This window comes from Pirellulales bacterium (assembly GCA_036267355.1).
Lineage (GTDB): Bacteria > Planctomycetota > Planctomycetia > Pirellulales > DATAWG01 > DATAWG01.
In genome coordinates, this window is sequence record DATAWG010000079.1 from 46,045 (window position 1) to 63,330 (window position 17,286).

Annotated in this window: 11 protein-coding genes; 7 read left to right on the forward strand and 4 right to left on the reverse strand. The window is 62.1% G+C overall.

The features are described 5' to 3' along the window. Positions 1 to 121 precede the first annotated feature (121 nt). Positions 122 to 3,259 carry a PSD1 and planctomycete cytochrome C domain-containing protein gene (locus VHX65_12630; GenBank protein ID HEX3999389.1) on the forward strand — a complete coding sequence of 1,046 codons (3,138 nt, stop codon included), beginning with the start codon at positions 122 to 124 and terminating at the stop codon, positions 3,257 to 3,259. A 12-nt stretch (positions 3,260 to 3,271) separates the two neighbouring features. Then, positions 3,272 to 4,723 (forward strand): DUF1501 domain-containing protein, encoded by a 1,452-nt coding sequence (locus VHX65_12635; GenBank protein ID HEX3999390.1) that lies wholly within the window; start codon positions 3,272 to 3,274, stop codon positions 4,721 to 4,723. Positions 4,724 to 5,048: 325 nt separating this feature from the next. Here the strand turns inward: VHX65_12635 and VHX65_12640 are convergent, their stop codons facing one another. Next, positions 5,049 to 6,296: an aminoacetone oxidase family FAD-binding enzyme gene (locus tag VHX65_12640; protein HEX3999391.1), complete on the reverse strand. Its 1,248-nt coding sequence runs from the start codon at positions 6,294 to 6,296 to the stop codon at positions 5,049 to 5,051. A 267-nt stretch (positions 6,297 to 6,563) separates the two neighbouring features. Here VHX65_12640 and VHX65_12645 point away from each other — a divergent pair, with 267 nt between their 5' ends. Continuing rightward, the gene (locus VHX65_12645; GenBank protein ID HEX3999392.1) at positions 6,564 to 6,899 is read left to right on the forward strand and encodes a hypothetical protein; all 336 of its coding nucleotides are present in this window, start codon (positions 6,564 to 6,566) and stop codon (positions 6,897 to 6,899) included. Between the two features lie 110 nt (positions 6,900 to 7,009). Here VHX65_12645 and ppc read toward each other — a convergent pair whose 3' ends face one another. Further along, positions 7,010 to 9,856 carry a phosphoenolpyruvate carboxylase gene (ppc, locus tag VHX65_12650; protein HEX3999393.1) on the reverse strand — a complete coding sequence of 949 codons (2,847 nt, stop codon included), beginning with the start codon at positions 9,854 to 9,856 and terminating at the stop codon, positions 7,010 to 7,012. Positions 9,857 to 10,291: 435 nt separating this feature from the next. Here ppc and surE point away from each other — a divergent pair, with 435 nt between their 5' ends. The 3 genes from surE (at position 10,292) to VHX65_12665 (ending at position 13,688) form a co-directional block, all read left to right on the forward strand. Further along, positions 10,292 to 11,077: a 5'/3'-nucleotidase SurE gene (gene surE, locus VHX65_12655; GenBank protein ID HEX3999394.1), complete on the forward strand. Its 786-nt coding sequence runs from the start codon at positions 10,292 to 10,294 to the stop codon at positions 11,075 to 11,077. A 35-nt stretch (positions 11,078 to 11,112) separates the two neighbouring features. Beyond that, a complete protein-coding gene (locus VHX65_12660) occupies positions 11,113 to 13,293 on the forward strand; it encodes a hypothetical protein (GenBank protein HEX3999395.1) in 2,181 nt (726 codons plus the stop codon). An 80-nt stretch (positions 13,294 to 13,373) separates the two neighbouring features. Continuing rightward, on the forward strand, positions 13,374 to 13,688 hold the full coding sequence (locus VHX65_12665; GenBank protein ID HEX3999396.1) for a hypothetical protein: 315 nt from the start codon (positions 13,374 to 13,376) through the stop codon (positions 13,686 to 13,688). A 261-nt stretch (positions 13,689 to 13,949) separates the two neighbouring features. Here the strand turns inward: VHX65_12665 and VHX65_12670 are convergent, their stop codons facing one another. Continuing rightward, positions 13,950 to 14,420: a DoxX family protein gene (locus VHX65_12670; protein ID HEX3999397.1), complete on the reverse strand. Its 471-nt coding sequence runs from the start codon at positions 14,418 to 14,420 to the stop codon at positions 13,950 to 13,952. Positions 14,421 to 14,446: 26 nt separating this feature from the next. Continuing rightward, the gene (locus tag VHX65_12675) at positions 14,447 to 15,601 is read right to left on the reverse strand and encodes a DUF1559 domain-containing protein (protein HEX3999398.1); all 1,155 of its coding nucleotides are present in this window, start codon (positions 15,599 to 15,601) and stop codon (positions 14,447 to 14,449) included. A 282-nt stretch (positions 15,602 to 15,883) separates the two neighbouring features. Between VHX65_12675 and VHX65_12680 the strand changes: the two genes are divergently transcribed. Next, positions 15,884 to 17,044 (forward strand): dienelactone hydrolase family protein, encoded by a 1,161-nt coding sequence (locus VHX65_12680; GenBank protein HEX3999399.1) that lies wholly within the window; start codon positions 15,884 to 15,886, stop codon positions 17,042 to 17,044. The last annotated feature ends 242 nt before the right edge of the window (positions 17,045 to 17,286 follow it).

The following is a 17,286-nucleotide window of genomic DNA, read 5'->3' on the forward strand; positions in this document are numbered from 1 at the left end:
GCGGGCCAGCCGTTTCGTTGCGACTGGGTTTGCTGCCTGCTATATTTGGCTGAGGGTTGTTCATCAGCCCTCCTGCCAAACGATGCCCGCCCACGCCGCTGCCCACCCAGGCGAGTCGCAGATGAGACGCTTGCTCCGCGGTCTGTTCGTCGCTGGAATTCTCGGATTTTGCATCGGCAATTTCTCGGTTGCCGAATCCGCAGCGCCGGCTGTTTCGTCGGCCACCGCATCGCCCGCCGCGGCGAAGCCGGTCGATTTCAATCGCGATGTTGTTCCAATTCTGTCGAACAATTGCTTTAAGTGCCACGGCCCGGACGGCGCCCAGCGGAAGGCGCGGCTGCGGCTCGATGTCGGCGAAGTGGCCACCAAGCCGGCCGAATCGGGATCGATCGCCATCGTTCCCGGCAAGCCCGACAAGAGCGAATTGGTCGAGCGCATTTTTTCCAGTGACGACGACGAGCGCATGCCGCCGCCGAAGAGCAACAAACACCTCAGCGATGCACAGCGGCAAGTGCTGAAACAATGGATCGCCCAAGGGGCCGTCTACAAGCGGCATTGGGCGTATGTCGCTCCGGAGAGGCCGGCGGTTCCGCTGGCCATTGCGGCGCCCGCCGGCGATCCGCCGGCAAATCCGATCGATGCGTTCGTGCTCGCAAAGCTCAAGGAGCAGCATCTCAAGCCGTCGGCCCAGGCCGACCGCGTGACGCTCGTGCGGCGGCTCTATTTCGACCTTACCGGTTTGCCGCCGTCGCCGGCGCAGGTGGCCGAGTTTGTCGATGATCGCGATCCGCGGGCCTACGAAAAGCTCATCGACCGCTTGCTCGCATCGCCGCACTATGGCGAGCGGATGGCCATGTATTGGCTCGACCTGGTGCGCTACGGCGATAGTTGCGGCTATCACAGCGACAACGCTCGCGATGTGTACTTATATCGCGATTACGTGATCGCCGCATTCAACTCCGACAAGCCGTTCGATCGCTTCACCACCGAACAGTTGGCCGGCGATCTGCTAAGCGATGCATCGAATGAAACGCGGATCGCCTCCGGCTACAACCGTCTGCTGCTGACGACCGAAGAAGGAGGCGCGCAGGCCAAGGAATACACGGCCAAATATGCGGCCGACCGGGTGCGCAATCTCGCGAGCGTCTGGCTCGGATCGACGATGGCGTGCTGTGAATGCCACGACCATAAATTCGATCCGTTCAAGACGCGCGATTTCTATAGCATGGAGGCGTTCTTTGCCGACGTGAAGGAAAACGCCATCTCGCGGCAGGAAGAAACTCCGATGCCGTCGGCTGAGCAGGCTGTCGAACTGAAGCGGTTGGAAGACGAACGTGCCACCGCGGCCCGACATCTCGACGAACAAACTCCGGCGCTCGATGCGGCGCAAGCCGAATGGGAGAAAACCGCGACGAGGGACACGGTCGCCTGGACGCCGCTGCATCCGGCAAGTGCGACCGCGAAATCCGGCGCGACATTGAAGATTCTCGACGACAATTCCATTCTCGCCGGCGGGAAGATGCCCGATCGCGAGACGTACACGATCATCGCCGATCTGGATCGCGGCGGAGCGGCCGGAATCAACGGCATTCGGCTGGAAGCGATGGCCGATCCGAGCATGCCGGCCCACGGGCCAGGGCGCGCAAGCAACGGCAATTTTGTCCTCTCCGAAATCGCGCTTGCCGCGGCACAACAATCCTCGCACGAAAAAGCTTCGCCGATCGCGCTCGCACACGCGTCGGCCGATTTTTCGCAATCCGGATTCAACATCGAAAAATCGATCGACGGCAACCTCGGCACCGGTTGGGCGATCTTGCCGGAAGTCGGCAAGACACATTCCGCGATCTTCGAAACGGCGTCGCCGATCCGCGAAGTTGGCAAAGACGACAAGGCCGGCGTCCAGCTCCAATTCGTTCTCCAATTTCACTTCGGCGCGGCGCATAGCATCGGCCGGCTTCGACTTTCTACCACCACGCACGCGCCGCCTCTCGCCGTCGGCAAGGGCTTGCCCGCCGATATCGCCAAACTGCTCGACATCGCCGCGGCGAAGCGCACCGCGGCCCAGCGCCAATCGGTCTCCGCCTATTTCCGCTCGATCGCTCCCGAGCTTCGATCCGCGCGAGCTAAAGTCGCCGAACTGAATCGCAAGAAAGCCGAATTGGAAAAGAGCTTTGCCAAAACGCTCATCACGACGTCCGTCGCTCCGCGAAGCGTGCGCATTTTGCCGCGCGGGAATTGGCAGGACGATTCGGGCGAGATCGTGTCGCCGGCCGTGCCGGAATTCTTGCTGCCACTCGAGATCAAAGACCGCCGGCCGAACCGCTTGGACCTCGCCCGCTGGCTCGTCGATCGCCGCAATCCGCTGGTGGCGCGTGTGTTCGTCAATCGGATATGGATGCTATTGTTCGGCCAGGGGATCGTAAAAACGAGTGAAGATTTTGGCTCGCAAGGCGCGGCGCCCTCGCATCCCGCGTTGCTCGATTGGCTGGCCACGGATTTCGTCGCCAGCGGTTGGGATGTGAAACATATCGTGAAGTTGGTCGCGATGTCGAACACGTACCGGCAAGCGTCGGTCGCGTCGCCGGAGCTGCAGCAAATTGATCCCGATAATCGCTGGCTCGCCCGGCAAGGCTGTTTCCGCCTCGATGCGGAATTCGTCCGCGACGATGCGCTGGCGATCAGCGGGCTGTTGTCGCCGAAGATCGGAGGACCGAGCGTCAAGCCATATCAACCGGCCGGATATTGGGCCTATCTCAATTTTCCGACGCGGGATTGGCAGGCCGATCGCGGAGAAAACCAATACCGCCGCGGGCTGTATACGTGGTGGCAGCGCACTTTCCTGCATCCAAGCCTCAAGGCCTTCGACGCGCCGACGCGCGAAGAATGCACCGCCTCGCGCACGCGGTCGAACACGCCGCTGCAATCGCTGGTGCTCTTGAACGATCCGACGTATGTCGAGGCGGCGCGGGTGTTCGCAGCCGAGATCGTGGGGCAAGGGGGCAGCCAAGCGGCGGAACGAATCGATTGGGCGTTTCACCGCGCGCTGTCACGGCCGGCGACCGCCGACGAGAACCGCATTCTGCTCGAACTCTACACCAAGCATCATGCCGAATATATCGCCGACGCTGCCGCAGCGAAAAAGCTGCTCGGCGTCGGAGATGCGGCGCCGCCCGCGGGCGTCGATCCGGCCGAGCTGGCCGCATGGACATCGGTCGCCCGGGTGATCCTGAATTTGCACGAAACGATTACACGAAGTTGAGAGCCAAAAGTGATGAACGATCTCGAACAACTCCGCTTGCAGCTCAACCGCCGCACATTCTTGGGGCGCACGGCGTCGGGCATGGGCTCGCTCGCCCTGGCTTCGCTGTTGAATCCCCAGCTGCTATCCGCGGCGGAAGCGGCTGCCGGCGGCGGCCCGGCGAATCAAAAATGGCGCGGCGTCGTTCGTCCGTTGCATTTCAAGCCGACTTGCAAGCGAATCATCTATCTCTACATGGCTGGCGGCCCGTCGCACCTCGAAACCTTCGACTACAAGCCCAAGCTGGCCCAATTGCATGGCAAGCCGATGCCCGAGTCGATCACCAAGGGGCAGCCGATCGCGCAATTGCAGGGCCAGCAATTGAAATGCTTCGGCCCGCAGCACGCGTTTGCCAAATACGGGCGATCGCGGCAAGAGATCTGCACGATTTTTCCCAACATCGGCAAATTGGCCGACGATATGTGCATCATTCGCTCGATGCATTCCGATGCGATCAACCACGATCCGGCCCACACGTTCATGAACACGGGCACGACGATTTCGGGCCGCCCGTCGATGGGTTCCTGGCTGCTCTATGGCCTGGGCAGCGATGCCGAAGACCTGCCCGGCTTCGTGGTCATGACTTCGTCGGGCAAATTCGGCCAGCAGCAGCCGATCGCCGCCCGCATGTGGGCCAGCGGCTTCCTCCCGAGCAAATTTCAGGGAGTGCCGTTTCGTTCGCAGGGCGATGCCGTGCTCTATCTCAGCAGCCCGCCGGGCGTCGATCGCGACCGGCAGCAAGATGTAATCCAAGCTTCCGAGGCTCTCGATCGGATCCACGACACGACGGTCGCCGATCCCGAGATTCAAACGCGCATCGCCCAATATGAAATGGCGTTCAAGATGCAAACGAGCGTGCCGGGCCTGATGGATCTGTCGGGCGAACCGGCCAACGTGCTCGAGATGTATGGCACCAAGGGGGCCGACGGTTCGTTTGCGGCCAACTGCCTTCTGGCCCGGCGACTTGCCGAGCGCGGCGTGCGATTCATCCAGCTCTACCATCGCGATTGGGATCATCACGGCGGGCTGAAGCGAAACATCGAGGGAATTGCCGGCGAAGTCGACCGAGCCACCTGGGCCTTGGTGAGCGATCTCAAGCAACGCGGGATGCTCGACGACACGCTGGTCGTGTGGGGCGGCGAATTCGGCCGCACGCCCATGGCCCAGGGCGATGGCCGGGATCATCACATCAAAGGCTATTCGCTGTGGATGGCCGGCGGCGGCATCAAGGGGGGCATCACCTACGGGGCAACCGATGAATTCGGCTACAACGCCGTGGAAAATCGCGTGCACACCAACGATTTCCACGCCACGATGCTGCGGCTCTTCGGCATCGACCACACCCGGCTGACCTATCGCCATCAAGGCCGCGACTTCCGCCTGACCGACGTCGCCGGCACTGTGGTGAAAGACATTTTGGCATAGGGGGAGCCGCAACCAAAGTAGCAGGCACACTCCGTGTGCCGTCTGCCCTGCTCTTTGCGCAGCACGCGGCGGAGCGCCGATGGCACACGGAGTGTGCCTGCTACCATACGGTGCGCGCCATCACACATTGCCGCCCGCCAGGCCACTTTAATTCACCCGCCTGCCCGACGTCGCCGGCACTGTGGTGAAAGACTTTTTGGCATAAGGGGAGCCGCAACCAAAGTAGCAGGCACACTCCGTGTGCCGTCTGCCCTGCTCTTTGCGCAGCACGCGGCGGAGCGCCGACGGCACACGGAGTGTGCCTACTACCATACGGTGTGCGCCATCACACATTGCCGCCCGCCAGCCAGCCGGTGCTCCAGGCGGCTTGAAAATTGTAGCCGCCGATCGGGCCGTCGAGGTCCAACAGCTCACCAGCGAAAAACAGCTGCGGCGCCAATTTGCTCTGCATGGTGCGCGAATCGACTTCGTCGAGCGACACGCCTCCCGCCGTGACCTCGGCTTTCTTGAATCCGAGCGTGCCACTCAGTGGCACGGACAAATGCTTGAGCATGTGGGCCAATCGACCGCGGTCCGCCTTGCTCAATTCGGCCGCCTTGCGATCCGCCGGCACGCTCGATTGCTCGAGCGCGATCTCGGCCAGCCGTCGCGGCAGCAATTGGCCCACCAAGGCCGACACTTGCTTCTTGCCCGAGGCAGCCGATTCAGCGCGCAGCCATTCGAGCAATTGCGATTCACGTTGCTGAGGCGACAAATCGATCTGGGCCACCAGCGTTCCCGGCCACGGATGCCCCGACACGGCTCGGCTGACATCGAGCGCTGCCGGGCCGGTCAATCCGAAATGTGCAAACAACAGCGAACTGCGCCTGCTTGCCAGCGGCCGGCCGTCGCCGTCCAACACCGTCAGCACGACATCCGGCAGCGTGACGCCACGCAAATCGAGCACCCACGGCGCGGTCGTCGTCAACGGCACCAGCGCGGGCCGCGGCGGAACGATCGTGTGCCCGAACTGCGCCGCAAAGCGATAGCCATCGCCGGTGGTTCCCGAGCCGGGATACGATTGCCCGCCGGTCGTGAGAACGACGCTCCGGGCAAGCACCGTTTGCCGTGGCGTCGCCAATCGAAAGCAATCGCCTGCGCGTTCGAGCTGCATGAGTGGTTCGCCGAGCGACATCGTCGCGCCGCTACGAGAAAACCGTGCGAGCAATGCGTCCAGCACGTCGGCGGCTTTGTCCGACTCGGGAAACACTTTGCCGGTTTCTTCGACCTTGGTCGCGATGCCTTCGGCTTCGAACATGGCGATCGTGGCCTCGACGCCGAGGGCGGCAAGGGCGGAATGCAGAAACCGGCCCGGCAGGCCGTAGGCTTCCACGATGCCGCGGTTATCGGTGGCGTGGGTCAGGTTGCAGCGTGTGCCACCCGACATGAGGATCTTGATTCCCGGCCGCTTGTTCTTCTCCAACAGCAGAACGCTTCGGCCAAGTTCGGCAGCGCGCAACGCGGCGACCAGCCCAGCCGCCCCCGCCCCGGCCACGACAACATCCCAGGGCTCCGTTCGAGTTTCATCGTTCATGCGATAACAAATCCCGGCGCGGTTGCTTTTCCGTGTGCGAATATTGCTAAACTACCGCTGCCGCTCGCCCGCCGACAAGCCGGGTGTTGCAAGCGAAGAAGCACTTGCATAATCGGCGGGGAAATCGCGTAGCGAACGAACGTCCCAATTAGTTGTCCGCGCCAAAAAAAGGAACTGAGTATGATTCGCCACCGGATTGCGTCCCATCGTTCGGCGTTGGTTGCGGTCGCGTTGTGCGCGATCTTCGCGATTTCGCGGCTGCATGGAATGGCGACTTCGGCCCCGCCGCCCGCCGCTGCAGCGCCGTATATCGTCGCCGCCGGGACGGCCACATTTCGAATGGGCGCGGAGCAAGACAACGCCACATTCACGCACGTGAAGCTCGCCGCCGACGTCGCTGCTCGGCTCGGCGACGATTACATCGTTCTCGTTTCGGCACGATATCCCAAAGCGGGCTATCCCTTTTTCTCGCCGCTATGGAAACCGGCCGCCGACGGCTTCGACGTAACGATGGTCGATCCATCTCTAGGCGCCGGCTCAACCGCCTCGTACGACAACGCCAACCACACGTTTCCCATCGATTGGGTCGTCGTCAAGAAATGAGGGGAAAGCCCTTTTCGCACCATGGTTCAATGCAATTGGAACTCATCGTCGGGACAGTCTGCCGGTCGAAGGGCTAGACATCCCCGCGCCGCGCGCCCGCCATGAAGGGCCTAACCTGTGGTGCGCATTCCGGCGGCGATTCCTTGGACGGTTAGGCGCAGCAGCGTGCGTAGTTTCGCGGCTTCGAGGGGTTCGAGTTCTTCGAGCGGCTTGGTGCGGCGGCGGCGGATGAATTCGATTTGGATCAGATTCAACGGATCGACATACGGATTGCGGGCTTCGATCGAGCGTTGCAGCCACGGGGCCGACACCAAAAGATCCTCGCCGCCGACCAGATCGAGCACCGCTTGCCGCGTTCGGTCGTACTCCGCCGACACCCGCGACCAGCAGGCCCGGCGAACTTCGTCGGATTCGATCAGATCGGCATAACGGCCGGCGACGTACATGTCGGCCTTCACGAGCGCCAGGGCGGCGTTGTCGATCGTAGCTTGAAAGAACGGCCAGCCGCGATACATCTGCTTGACGATTTGCCACGCTAGCGGATCGCGCGATTGCAGATCGCCGAGCGCCGCGCCCAGGCCATACCACGCCGGAATGATGCAGCGATTCTGGGTCCAGGAGAAAACCCAGGGGATCGCCCGCAGATCGCCGAGCGTGCGTTCGCCGCGGCGGCGCGAGGGCCGCGAGCCGATGGGCAGATCTTCGATTTCCTCGATCGGCGTCGTGGCGACGAAATATTCCATGAAGCCCGGCTGATCGACCAATTCGCGATAGGCCGCCAGCGAACGGTTGGCAAGCCCCTCGATCAAGTCCATCCACGCCGGCTCGGGATCGCAGCGATGCACGGTCGATCCGACGAGTGTTGCCCAGGTCACCTGCTCGAGATGCCGGTAGGCGATCTGCACATCGTCGTAGCGCTCGGCGAGCACTTCGCCTTGCTCGGTCAGCCGCAGCGTGCCGTCGAGGGCTTCGCCGGGCAACGAAAGGATGCCGCGGGCCGCCGGGCCGCCGCCGCGGCCAAGCGAGCCGCCGCGGCCGTGGAAAAACGTGACACGCACGCCATGTTCGCTGGCCACTCGGTGCAACCCGCTCTGCGCCAAAAATAGCCCCCAGCAGGCGGCGAGGTAGCCGCCGTCTTTCGTGCTGTCGGAATAGCCGACCATGATGATCTGGCGATTTCCTTGCCGGGCCAGATGTTCGGCGTAGACCGGCGAAGCAAGGATCGCGGCCAGCGTTTGCGGCGCTCGTTCGAGATCGCCGATCTTTTCGAACAGCGGCGAGATGCGCAGCTCGCTCGCGGCGGCGGGTTCGTTCCGACGCCTGGCGTCGGCCTGAGCCCACCGCCAGAGCCAGAGTACGCTAAGAACGTCGCCGTCCGATTGCGTGAGGCTGATGACGTTGGTTCCCAGGCAATCGGCGCCGAACTGCGCCAGCGCCCGATGCAGCACTCGATACAACTCCAAGGTGTCTTGAGCCAGCGGCGAAAGGGAATCGAGCGGCACGGTTAAAGGCGCGCCCATCGACCGCTGCAACACTTCGGCGCGCTGCCGCTCGTCGAGCGCTGCGAAATCGTTTTCCACGCCCGCGGCACGGAGCAATTCCGCGATCACTTCCAAATAGCGCCGCGAATCTTGGCGAATATCGAGCCGTGTGAGGTGCAGGCCGAACGCCATTGCCAAGTCGAGCCAGCGCTGGGCCTCGTTGTCGCGCCCCAAGCGCCCGCCGCCCGCGGTAAATTGTTCGGCCAGCGCTTCGACGTCGGCCGTGAATTCTTCGGCATCTTGATAATTGCCCGGGCGAACCGGCTCGATGGCCCCCACGGCCCGCGATCGCTCGAGCCGCCATTCCATCACTTTGACCCAGCGTCGCAATATTTCCCTCGGCGCGACGCCGGCCAACTCTTGCTCGAGGTCGGGCCAGCGCTCGACGGCCGCGGCGATGCGGTGCGAGAGCGCCGCGGCGGCCGGCGTGATCGCCGTCGAAACGGTCAGATAGTCGTACATTCGCTTGGCCGTAGCCAGATGATGTTCGATCGCGGCATTTCGCAAGCGGCAAAGCGTCTGCGCGGTGACCGACGCGGTGACATGCGGATTGCCGTCGCGATCGCCGCCCATCCAAGAGCCGAACCGCAGAAAAATCGGCACGCGAAACGCATGCTGCGGATAATGTTCGGCCAGTGCCCGGCGCATGGCTTGATAGACTTGCGGCACGACATCCCACAGCCGGGGCATGATCGACAGCCCGCGCTCGACTTCTTCCAACACGGTCGGGCGCTGGGGCCGCAAGAATTCGGTTTGCCACATCGCCGTCAGCTCGCCCAACAGGCTGAGGTCGAGCGCTCGCCTCTCGCGCGGGAGCAGGTCGCTGCGATCGTATTCTTGGAGCACGTGGCGCATGCGGCGGAGCTTGGCCCGAATCGACCGCCGCTTGGCTTCGCTGGGATGCGCGGTGAACACCAGCTCGATCGCCAGGGCATCGAGCGCGTGTTGCACCATCTCGGCCGAATAGTTTTCCGCTTTGAGTTGGGCGATGGCCGCCCCGAGCGATTCGGAGAGCGGGGCCGGATCGCGCTGCTGCTCGCGCGATCGCAACACGCGCACGCGCTGCCGGTCTTCGGCGATATTGGTTAGATCGAAGAAAATGCTGAACGCTCGAGCCACCACTCGGGCAGAGGCCCCGTCGATCGCCGCGATTTTCGCAGCCAGTTCTTCTTCCGCTTGAGCCGAGCCGCCGCGGCGCTCGAGCGAGAGGCGGCGAATCTGCTCGACCAACTCGAAGGCCGGAGCGCCCGCCAGATCGTTGAGCACTCGGCCGAGCATATCGCCAAGCAGCCGCACATCGCGATGCAGCAGGCCGTCGCCGGGGGTGTTGTCGGCCGGCTTTTGGTCGTCGCGAGCTTTGTCGCGGCGCGGCTTTTCGGTGCGGAGACTGTCGCTACGTAAGTCGTCGCTGATCATTGATGGCACCCCAGATCGCCGTGACTTTTTTTGGGCGAAAGCAGTTGTGTGGCAGGCATGTGCGCGATCAGGGCGGGTCGCTATGCTGGCTGTCGTGAGTGGCGGCGTTGCTCGCCGTCCTGCCTGGCACGGCCTGTCTCGCTGGGGCACGAGATAGACCGATGGGAGGCGAGCCCTTTCCGCTGCCCAGCATGGATAATGTTGTATCGCGCATGGCGGCTTTCGCAACTGGCGAACGCTTCGTTGCGGCGATTTTTTCGCCATGGGACGAGGCTAGCGGCGGAACATGACCGCCGGAAAAATCGGATTTCGTCTCGGTATTTCCGCTGCGCAGTTCGCCGAATGGCCCATCCGCCGCGTTGCCCCTCTTGGGTGAGATGATTATAGTGGAGGCTGGCGTTCACGGAGGAAACCTCGTTCGAGCAGCGGTGGCCTATGCAGATTCTGCTGACCAACGACGACGGCATATACGCCCCCGGTTTGGCCGCGATGGAGCGAGCCCTGCTAAAGCTGGGAGAGGTGGCTGTCGTCGCTCCGGCGACCGAGCAAAGCGGCGTGGCTCATTCGATTACTTATCTCCGGCCGCTGACGGCCAAAGAGGTGTTCGACGGTCCGCGGCGACGGGGTTGGGCGGTCGACGGCAGCCCGGCCGATAGTGTGAAGATCGGCGTGTTCGAGTTTTGCCCGCGACGGCCCGATCTGGTCGTCAGCGGCATGAATGGCGGTTTGAACGCGGGAATCAACGTGCTTTATTCGGGCACCGTGGCGGCGGCGATCGAAGGGGCGTTTTTCGGAATCACGAGCATCGCGATTTCCTTGGAATTCGACGAGCAGGCCGAGTTCGACCGGGCCGCCGAGTTGGCTTTGCGGGTGATCCGGCAAATTTTGGCCGCGAAGGGCCCGCAACCGCGGCTCTACAACGTCAATATTCCGACCAGCGCGATCAACAAGCCGAAGGGCGTGAAAGTCGTGCCGATGGGCGTTTATCGCTACGGCGAAAAGTTCGAAAAACGGATCGATCCGCGCGGCCGGGAGTATTTTTGGGCCACCAACGAACCGATGCCCCCTCGCGGCAAAGAAGAGACCGACATCACGGCCCTCGAGCAGGGCTACATCACCGTCACTCCGCTCAACTACGACCTGACACAGCGGAACACAATCTCCGAAATGGAGCGCTGGAACTGGGCCTCCTTAGACTGCGAGATTAAATCCGATTTCTAACACCTAGCCGTATCCCCTGACCCCCCACCCTGACGATGACTCGAACATTCGCACTTCTGGCCGTGTCACTCGGCCTGCTTGTGATGAGCGGTTGCGGCGAGGTGAAGGGGAGCAACGCGGCCGCCGCCCAGGCTCAGACGGCGGCGCTGCAGCCGATGCCCCCAGCGCCGGAAGATCGCGATCTAAAGCTGAGCCCGCCCCCGCTCGCCCCCGCCCCGCTGCCGAAGATCGAGATTGCGGCGCCGAGTTCTGCCGACAACGGAAAACAGCCGTTCGATTTTTCCGACAATGGCCAACCCCTTGCGGCACCCACGGCGGGCCAAAACCCGGCGTCGCACGGCCAAGCGATTATCAAACTTTCCGACGCGAAAGTGTCGAGGGCGTCGCCGGGTGCTTACCGCTACCAAATTGCCTACGAATTCGTGCAGGGCCAAGCGTCCCCCACGAAGTTCTACACGGTGACCCTGCACGGCCTGCCCGCCAACCGGCAAGAAACATCGCATCTTGCCCCAGCCGCGGGAAGGTCTCTACTTCCGCGAGGGACGTTCGCTGGCACCGTCGGAATCCCGGGGGACATCAGCGGTGCCATGATCCTCGTATTGGAGGGTGACCGTGCCAACAGCGACGGCCGCTTGGCGTCGAATGTCCTCGAAGTCGGCTTGGACGGAAATCCGCCTCCCGGGCAGAACAACGCAACCGCCGCGGTCCCGCCGCTGAATAATTCCGACGCCGGGCCGCCCCATGTGCAGGTCACCGATGCAATCATCAGGCAGGTTGACGCCGGCAAATTTCACTTCGAATTCAACTATGCGTTCGACCGGGGCGGGCCGATCGCAGCAGATTCGTACGCGGTTCTTATCGAGGACACGGTGCCCGGGGAGCAACCAAAATATCCGGTCCTAATGGAGCTGCCAGGAAGATCGCTTCAGCGAAGCGGAACGCTCCAGGGAAACTTTGCATGGGATGGTAAAGCACCGTCACTCAAAATATGCGTCCACCGGGCAGCGAAAGGGGAAGCCAAGGCCTACGCGATTTCCGACGGCCTAATGGCGCCGGTCATTCGGGACGATGGCGCGTCGGCGCTGAACGGACCCCGCATTGGTCCAACGGTTGGCCGAACGCCGTCGTCCTCGGGTCCGACACGCGTCGACGTCGGCGGGGAATTCTGGCGGATCGATGCAAACAAGCTCCGCTTCCGAGTCGGATATGACTTCAAGAGCGGCCAACTCGATCCGAAGAAGTGGTACACGGTCGTCGTCCATGAGGAGGGCGCCAACGCACACGGCGGACAAGCGACCGCCAAGTTTCCGGGGTCGGTGATGTTCCCAGACGGCGGCTACCTCATCGACGACCTCGCGCTCGGCGGCAACGCCGGTGAATACGCAGCGCAAATGCTCGAAGGAGACTCCGAGCAAGACCCGGGACATCCGATTTCCGCTCTCAACGCCGGCTACGTGATTCGCGATCTGGCGCCGAGCGCGGCCGTGCGAAGCTTGCCACTCGCGGATAAGGCCGGCGCGGGCCCTGCTGCCGCGAAGAATTCTCCGCACGCAGGCGGAGCGGTTCACGTCGCGCTCTCCAATGCTTCGGTGGCGCGGGTCGATGCCGGCCGGGTTCACTTCAAGGTCGACTACGATTTCACCTCCGGTCAGCCCGATCCAAAACATGTCTACGTCGTCGTCGTCACGAATCCAGACGAAACCTTCCACGGAGTCATTCGGCGCGAGAAGAACTTCGTCGGCAAAGGGCTTCCGTCGAAAGGAACGTTCGAAGGCGATCTGGGCCTCGGCGGACGCAATCCGACGTTTCAAATGAAAATCGAGGATCTCGTCCCCCCGGGCATCGTTCACGTCGTTTCCGACGTCGTCGAGATCGGCGTTCACCGCAATATCAAGCCCGACAAACAACACGCGGATTTGCGGCCGGCGGCCGTTGGCGTCGGGGCCCAAGGCAAAGACTATGGCGCCGGCATGGTAACGACGCCGGTTAGCGCATATTTCGCCGCGAAGCAGATGATCGTGTTCAACATCCAACTGCCGAAGGCGATGCAAATGTTCAAATTGACAAAAAATCGGAATCCGAATTCGCAGGCGGAATTCGACGAACAAATCATCAAGGAATGGGACATCAAGCTTCCCGAGCTTCCGGCCGGCGAACGCTATCTCTACGACCCGGCGAAGGGCGAATTGATGGTCGAACATCCTGAGAAGAAATAACGGCCATTTGCGATATACGTGACGTCAATTCGTCTCCTCAAATCATCTCATCCGTGAATCGGCACCACAGGTTAGCAGCGATGAAATCTCTTCTACGAAAATCGATTTTCCGCGGCGGCGCGGTTGCCGTCGCCCTGGCTTTTCTCGCCGCATCGCCGGCGCGCGGCGATAGCTGGATCTTTCAGCCGTCGTACTACACGCAAGCGCAGCAGCCGGTGGTGCGGATCGGGGCGGGGCGCTATTTGGTTCTCGGCGGCCCATTCTATACGCCGCCGCAAGGCGAATTCGTTCGCAGCGGTTTCCGCAACTCGATCAACACGATCCAAATCGGCAACCAAACGTTCGATCAGGTGAACGTATGGGATTCGTGGATCCAAGTCGGATCGCAGTATTAGGCTGCAGGCTTGAGGCTGCAGGCTTGAGGACGAGGAAGCGAGCATCGCGCTACGCTAGCGTAGTGTCTGCGAAATAGGGTGTTTTATTCGTCTCACCCGCCTGCATTTTTTCCAACCACCAAGCCACAGAGAACACCGAGAAGACAAAGCCGAGTCGAGGGCGAGACGCTTCACCCGGCGCCGGACGGCGTCGCTCGCCCATTCGGACGCTTCCCACCCTACTCTGTGTGCTCGGTGACTCTGTGGTTACCACGCTTGCCGTTATTTCGACGGCGGGGGCAGGGCCCGGGAGGGCGTTAGCAGACGGTCGATCGAAAGCGCGCCGGAGCCTTTGACCAAGATCACCAGCGCCAGGGCGATGGCGAGCAGGTGGTATTCGTAGCCTTCGGGTTTGCCCGGAACATTGCCCCAGTTCATGAAGAAGCCGTTCTGGAAGTGGACCTTCACGATGGCCACAACCATGACGCAGATTATTCCCAGGGCTGCCACTCGGCCCAGCAAACCGAGCACCAGCGCGATTCCGCCGCCGAATTCCGCGGCAATGGCCAGAAAGGCCAGCGGCGCCGGGATGTGCATCGTATCGGTGAACACTGCCATTGTTTCATTGAACGTATGGCCGCCGAACCAGCCGAGCACTTTCTGTGAACCATGGATGAAGAAAACGATTCCGAGCACAAGCCGGGCCGCCACCAATACGCAATCGTCGTTCGTGCGTAGCAGTTTTGCGACCATGATCGCCCCCTTGTTGTTTGCTCGGTTCAGTATTGGCTTTGATCGATCACGAAGCCGTCGTTGGATAGGTTCAGCTTATCCCACACGCCAAGGCTGGAGGAACCGGTTCCCTTTTCGACGTTGTCGATGATAAAGTGCACGCTGCCGTCGCAAAAACAAACATTTACACCGCCGGCATGCAAGCTGCGGGCCGTCTGTTGCACGTTGCCGTTGTTGCCAGTGTAGCAAGGCATTCCCAGCAAGCTCAGTTCCGACGAGCCCCCCAGCGCGTTGGCCACGTCGCTGCAACCGACGCTATCGTCTGCCCAGATCTGGGTGCAATTCGGTCCGTTGTCGTCCTGGACATATCCATGGCACCACAGCGCGCTCGGGCAAGCGCCGCTCATCGCCCAGATGCCGCGGCAATCGTACGAAGTTAAACCGGCACGAAGTTCGCCGAGCAAGATCGTATTGCTGGCGCCGTCTTTGATGTCGTCGAGCCGCAGCGAAGCATTCGCGCCCATGACGCCTTGGAGCTGGTTGTTCGACCATCCGGGGCCGACGCCGCTGGTGCCGCCGGTGCCCATGTAGCCCAGGCTGGCGTTGGCCCCGTAGTTGCCGCGTGCCCAGCCGTCGCCGAGATTGTTCGTCGAGCCGCTCGGGCTGGTAGAGCCCATGAATGGCGTGCGATTGTAAGAGTCCGACGGGCAGAGCATGAACGACAGGCTCGTGCCCCGCGCGACCACGTTGCTTTGGGCATTGCCGCCCGGCCCGGTGCCTGTGGCGCTGCTGCTGATCGGCTGGTTGATATTGCCGGAGGCGTCGGTGACGAAGGTTTGCCGTAGGGCGGCCTGATCCAATTGTGGGAGAATCAGGATGACCCAGTTTTCAAACAGCGTCGAGACATTGCCCGATTGGCCTCCTTCCACGCCGGAAAGATTCAGCGTCCAGGTGCTCCCGCTTTGGGTTCTCCACACCGAGCTCGGCGGAAACATGCCAAACGCCGAGTGGTAGGACTGCAACGCCAAGCCCAATTGCTTGATATTGCTTTTGCATTGCACGTTATGGGCCGATTCTCGAGCCTGATTCACGGCCGGCAAAAGGATCGACACCAAAATCGCGATGATGGCGATAACGACGAGCAGTTCGACCAAGGTAAAGCCGCGCGGCGGCGCAGCTCGTCCGCCAGAGCCAAGACGCATGAAAACCTCGCATGACAAATAAACCCCACCCGATGAACATATTTGACACATGGGAACGCGGGCTGTCAACGATTTGTCGAATCGTCGCAGAGGGAGTACGTCGAACCAACGAACTCCCTGGCGATCGTCGATGGGGCGGCGAGCTTCGACCCGTTTTGCCCGCCGGTGAGAGAGCCGGCATATCTCGTCGTCATTTGAATAATTCGGCGTCGTGTGGTTGAATCGGGGTTGGCACGTCATGCCCAGTTTCGGCGAACTATCCGCGATAAGGAACACACCACGATGGCCTCACGCTCGATTGCCCTTTCGGTCGCACTCATCTTGCATTGCTGCGGGTTCGGAGTGGCGGCTTGGGCCCAGGACAAGGCCGCGGCTCCGGCGGCGATCTCCGCGGCGGCGCCGAAGTATTTCGAAGACGATGTGGCGGCATCGAATCCGTTGCGGGCCGAGCAGGCGAAAGAATTGGATGGATATATTCTCGCGCTGAAGCGCGACAAGAGCCGGCTCGACGCACTGTTCAAGCCCGACTATTCGTCGCCGCGGGCCTTCGAGAAATCGGCCGAGCCGCTGCGCAGGGCCTTTTGCCGGAGCATCGGTTATCCGCCCCCCGGAGCGGCGCCGTCGGAATCGCCGACGTTCGACAAGATCGGCGACGACAGCATGGCGAACTATTATCGAGCGAAAATTGCGATCCTGCCCGGCGTCCATGCCGAAGGGATTTACATCGTGCCCAAGCAGCTTGCCGGCCCGGCACCGCTGGTGATCGCGATGCATGGCGGCGGCGGATCGCCGGAAGTGGCGCTCTTTCATGGCGGGGCGAATTATCACGACATGGTGCGCGGCGCGGCGAAACACGGCTATGTCGTTTTTGCGCCGCAACATCTCTTCTCGGCCGACGGTTTTCCCAAGGATATTCGCAATCGGATCGACGAGCGGATGCGGCTGGTCGGCACCAGTCTGACGGCCGTCGAAATCGCCAAGATCACGCGCAGCCTGGATGTCATTCTCAAGCGGCCCGAGGTGGATCCGCAGCGGGTCGCGATGGTCGGGCTGTCGTATGGCGGCTACTACGCACTGGTCGCTCCGGCGATCGACAGGCGGATCAAAGTCGCCGTGTCGAGCTGCTATTACGGCGTGCAGGAGGGGCGCTACGAGCGCGACGAACTCTCGGTGCCGAGCGATTTCAGGTTCAGCGATCGTTTTACACTGTTCCGCGATTCGGAGATCGTTGCCCTGATTTGCCCCCGGGCGCTTGAAATCCAGGCCGGCAACAAAGACGATCCCGACCATCGCGAGCCGGGCAAGCTGCTCGCGCCGAATTCGCGAGCCTATTACGAAAAGCTCGGCCTCGCCGACCGGTTTCACTATCTGATCTTCACGGGGGGCCACGAATTCCACGATGAATCGGCCTGGGACTTCGTGCAGAAGCACTTGAACGATTGAGCCGGGATGTGCCTGGGGGTTTTGCTCATGCATGCGGATGCTTTCCGCTGTTTTCGGTGTTCTCTGTGGTTCAAACGCTTGGATTCTTTGAATCGCGCGACGATTCTCTGCCTCGGTTTTTCCCTAGCCCCGCATTTATGCCGGGGAACGCGCGCGTGATATGAGCCTCATTAGCCCGCCTTCAGCGGGCTTACGGCGCGGCGGTCTCGGCATCGAGGATTGCCGTGAGCGGCGGCGGCGCT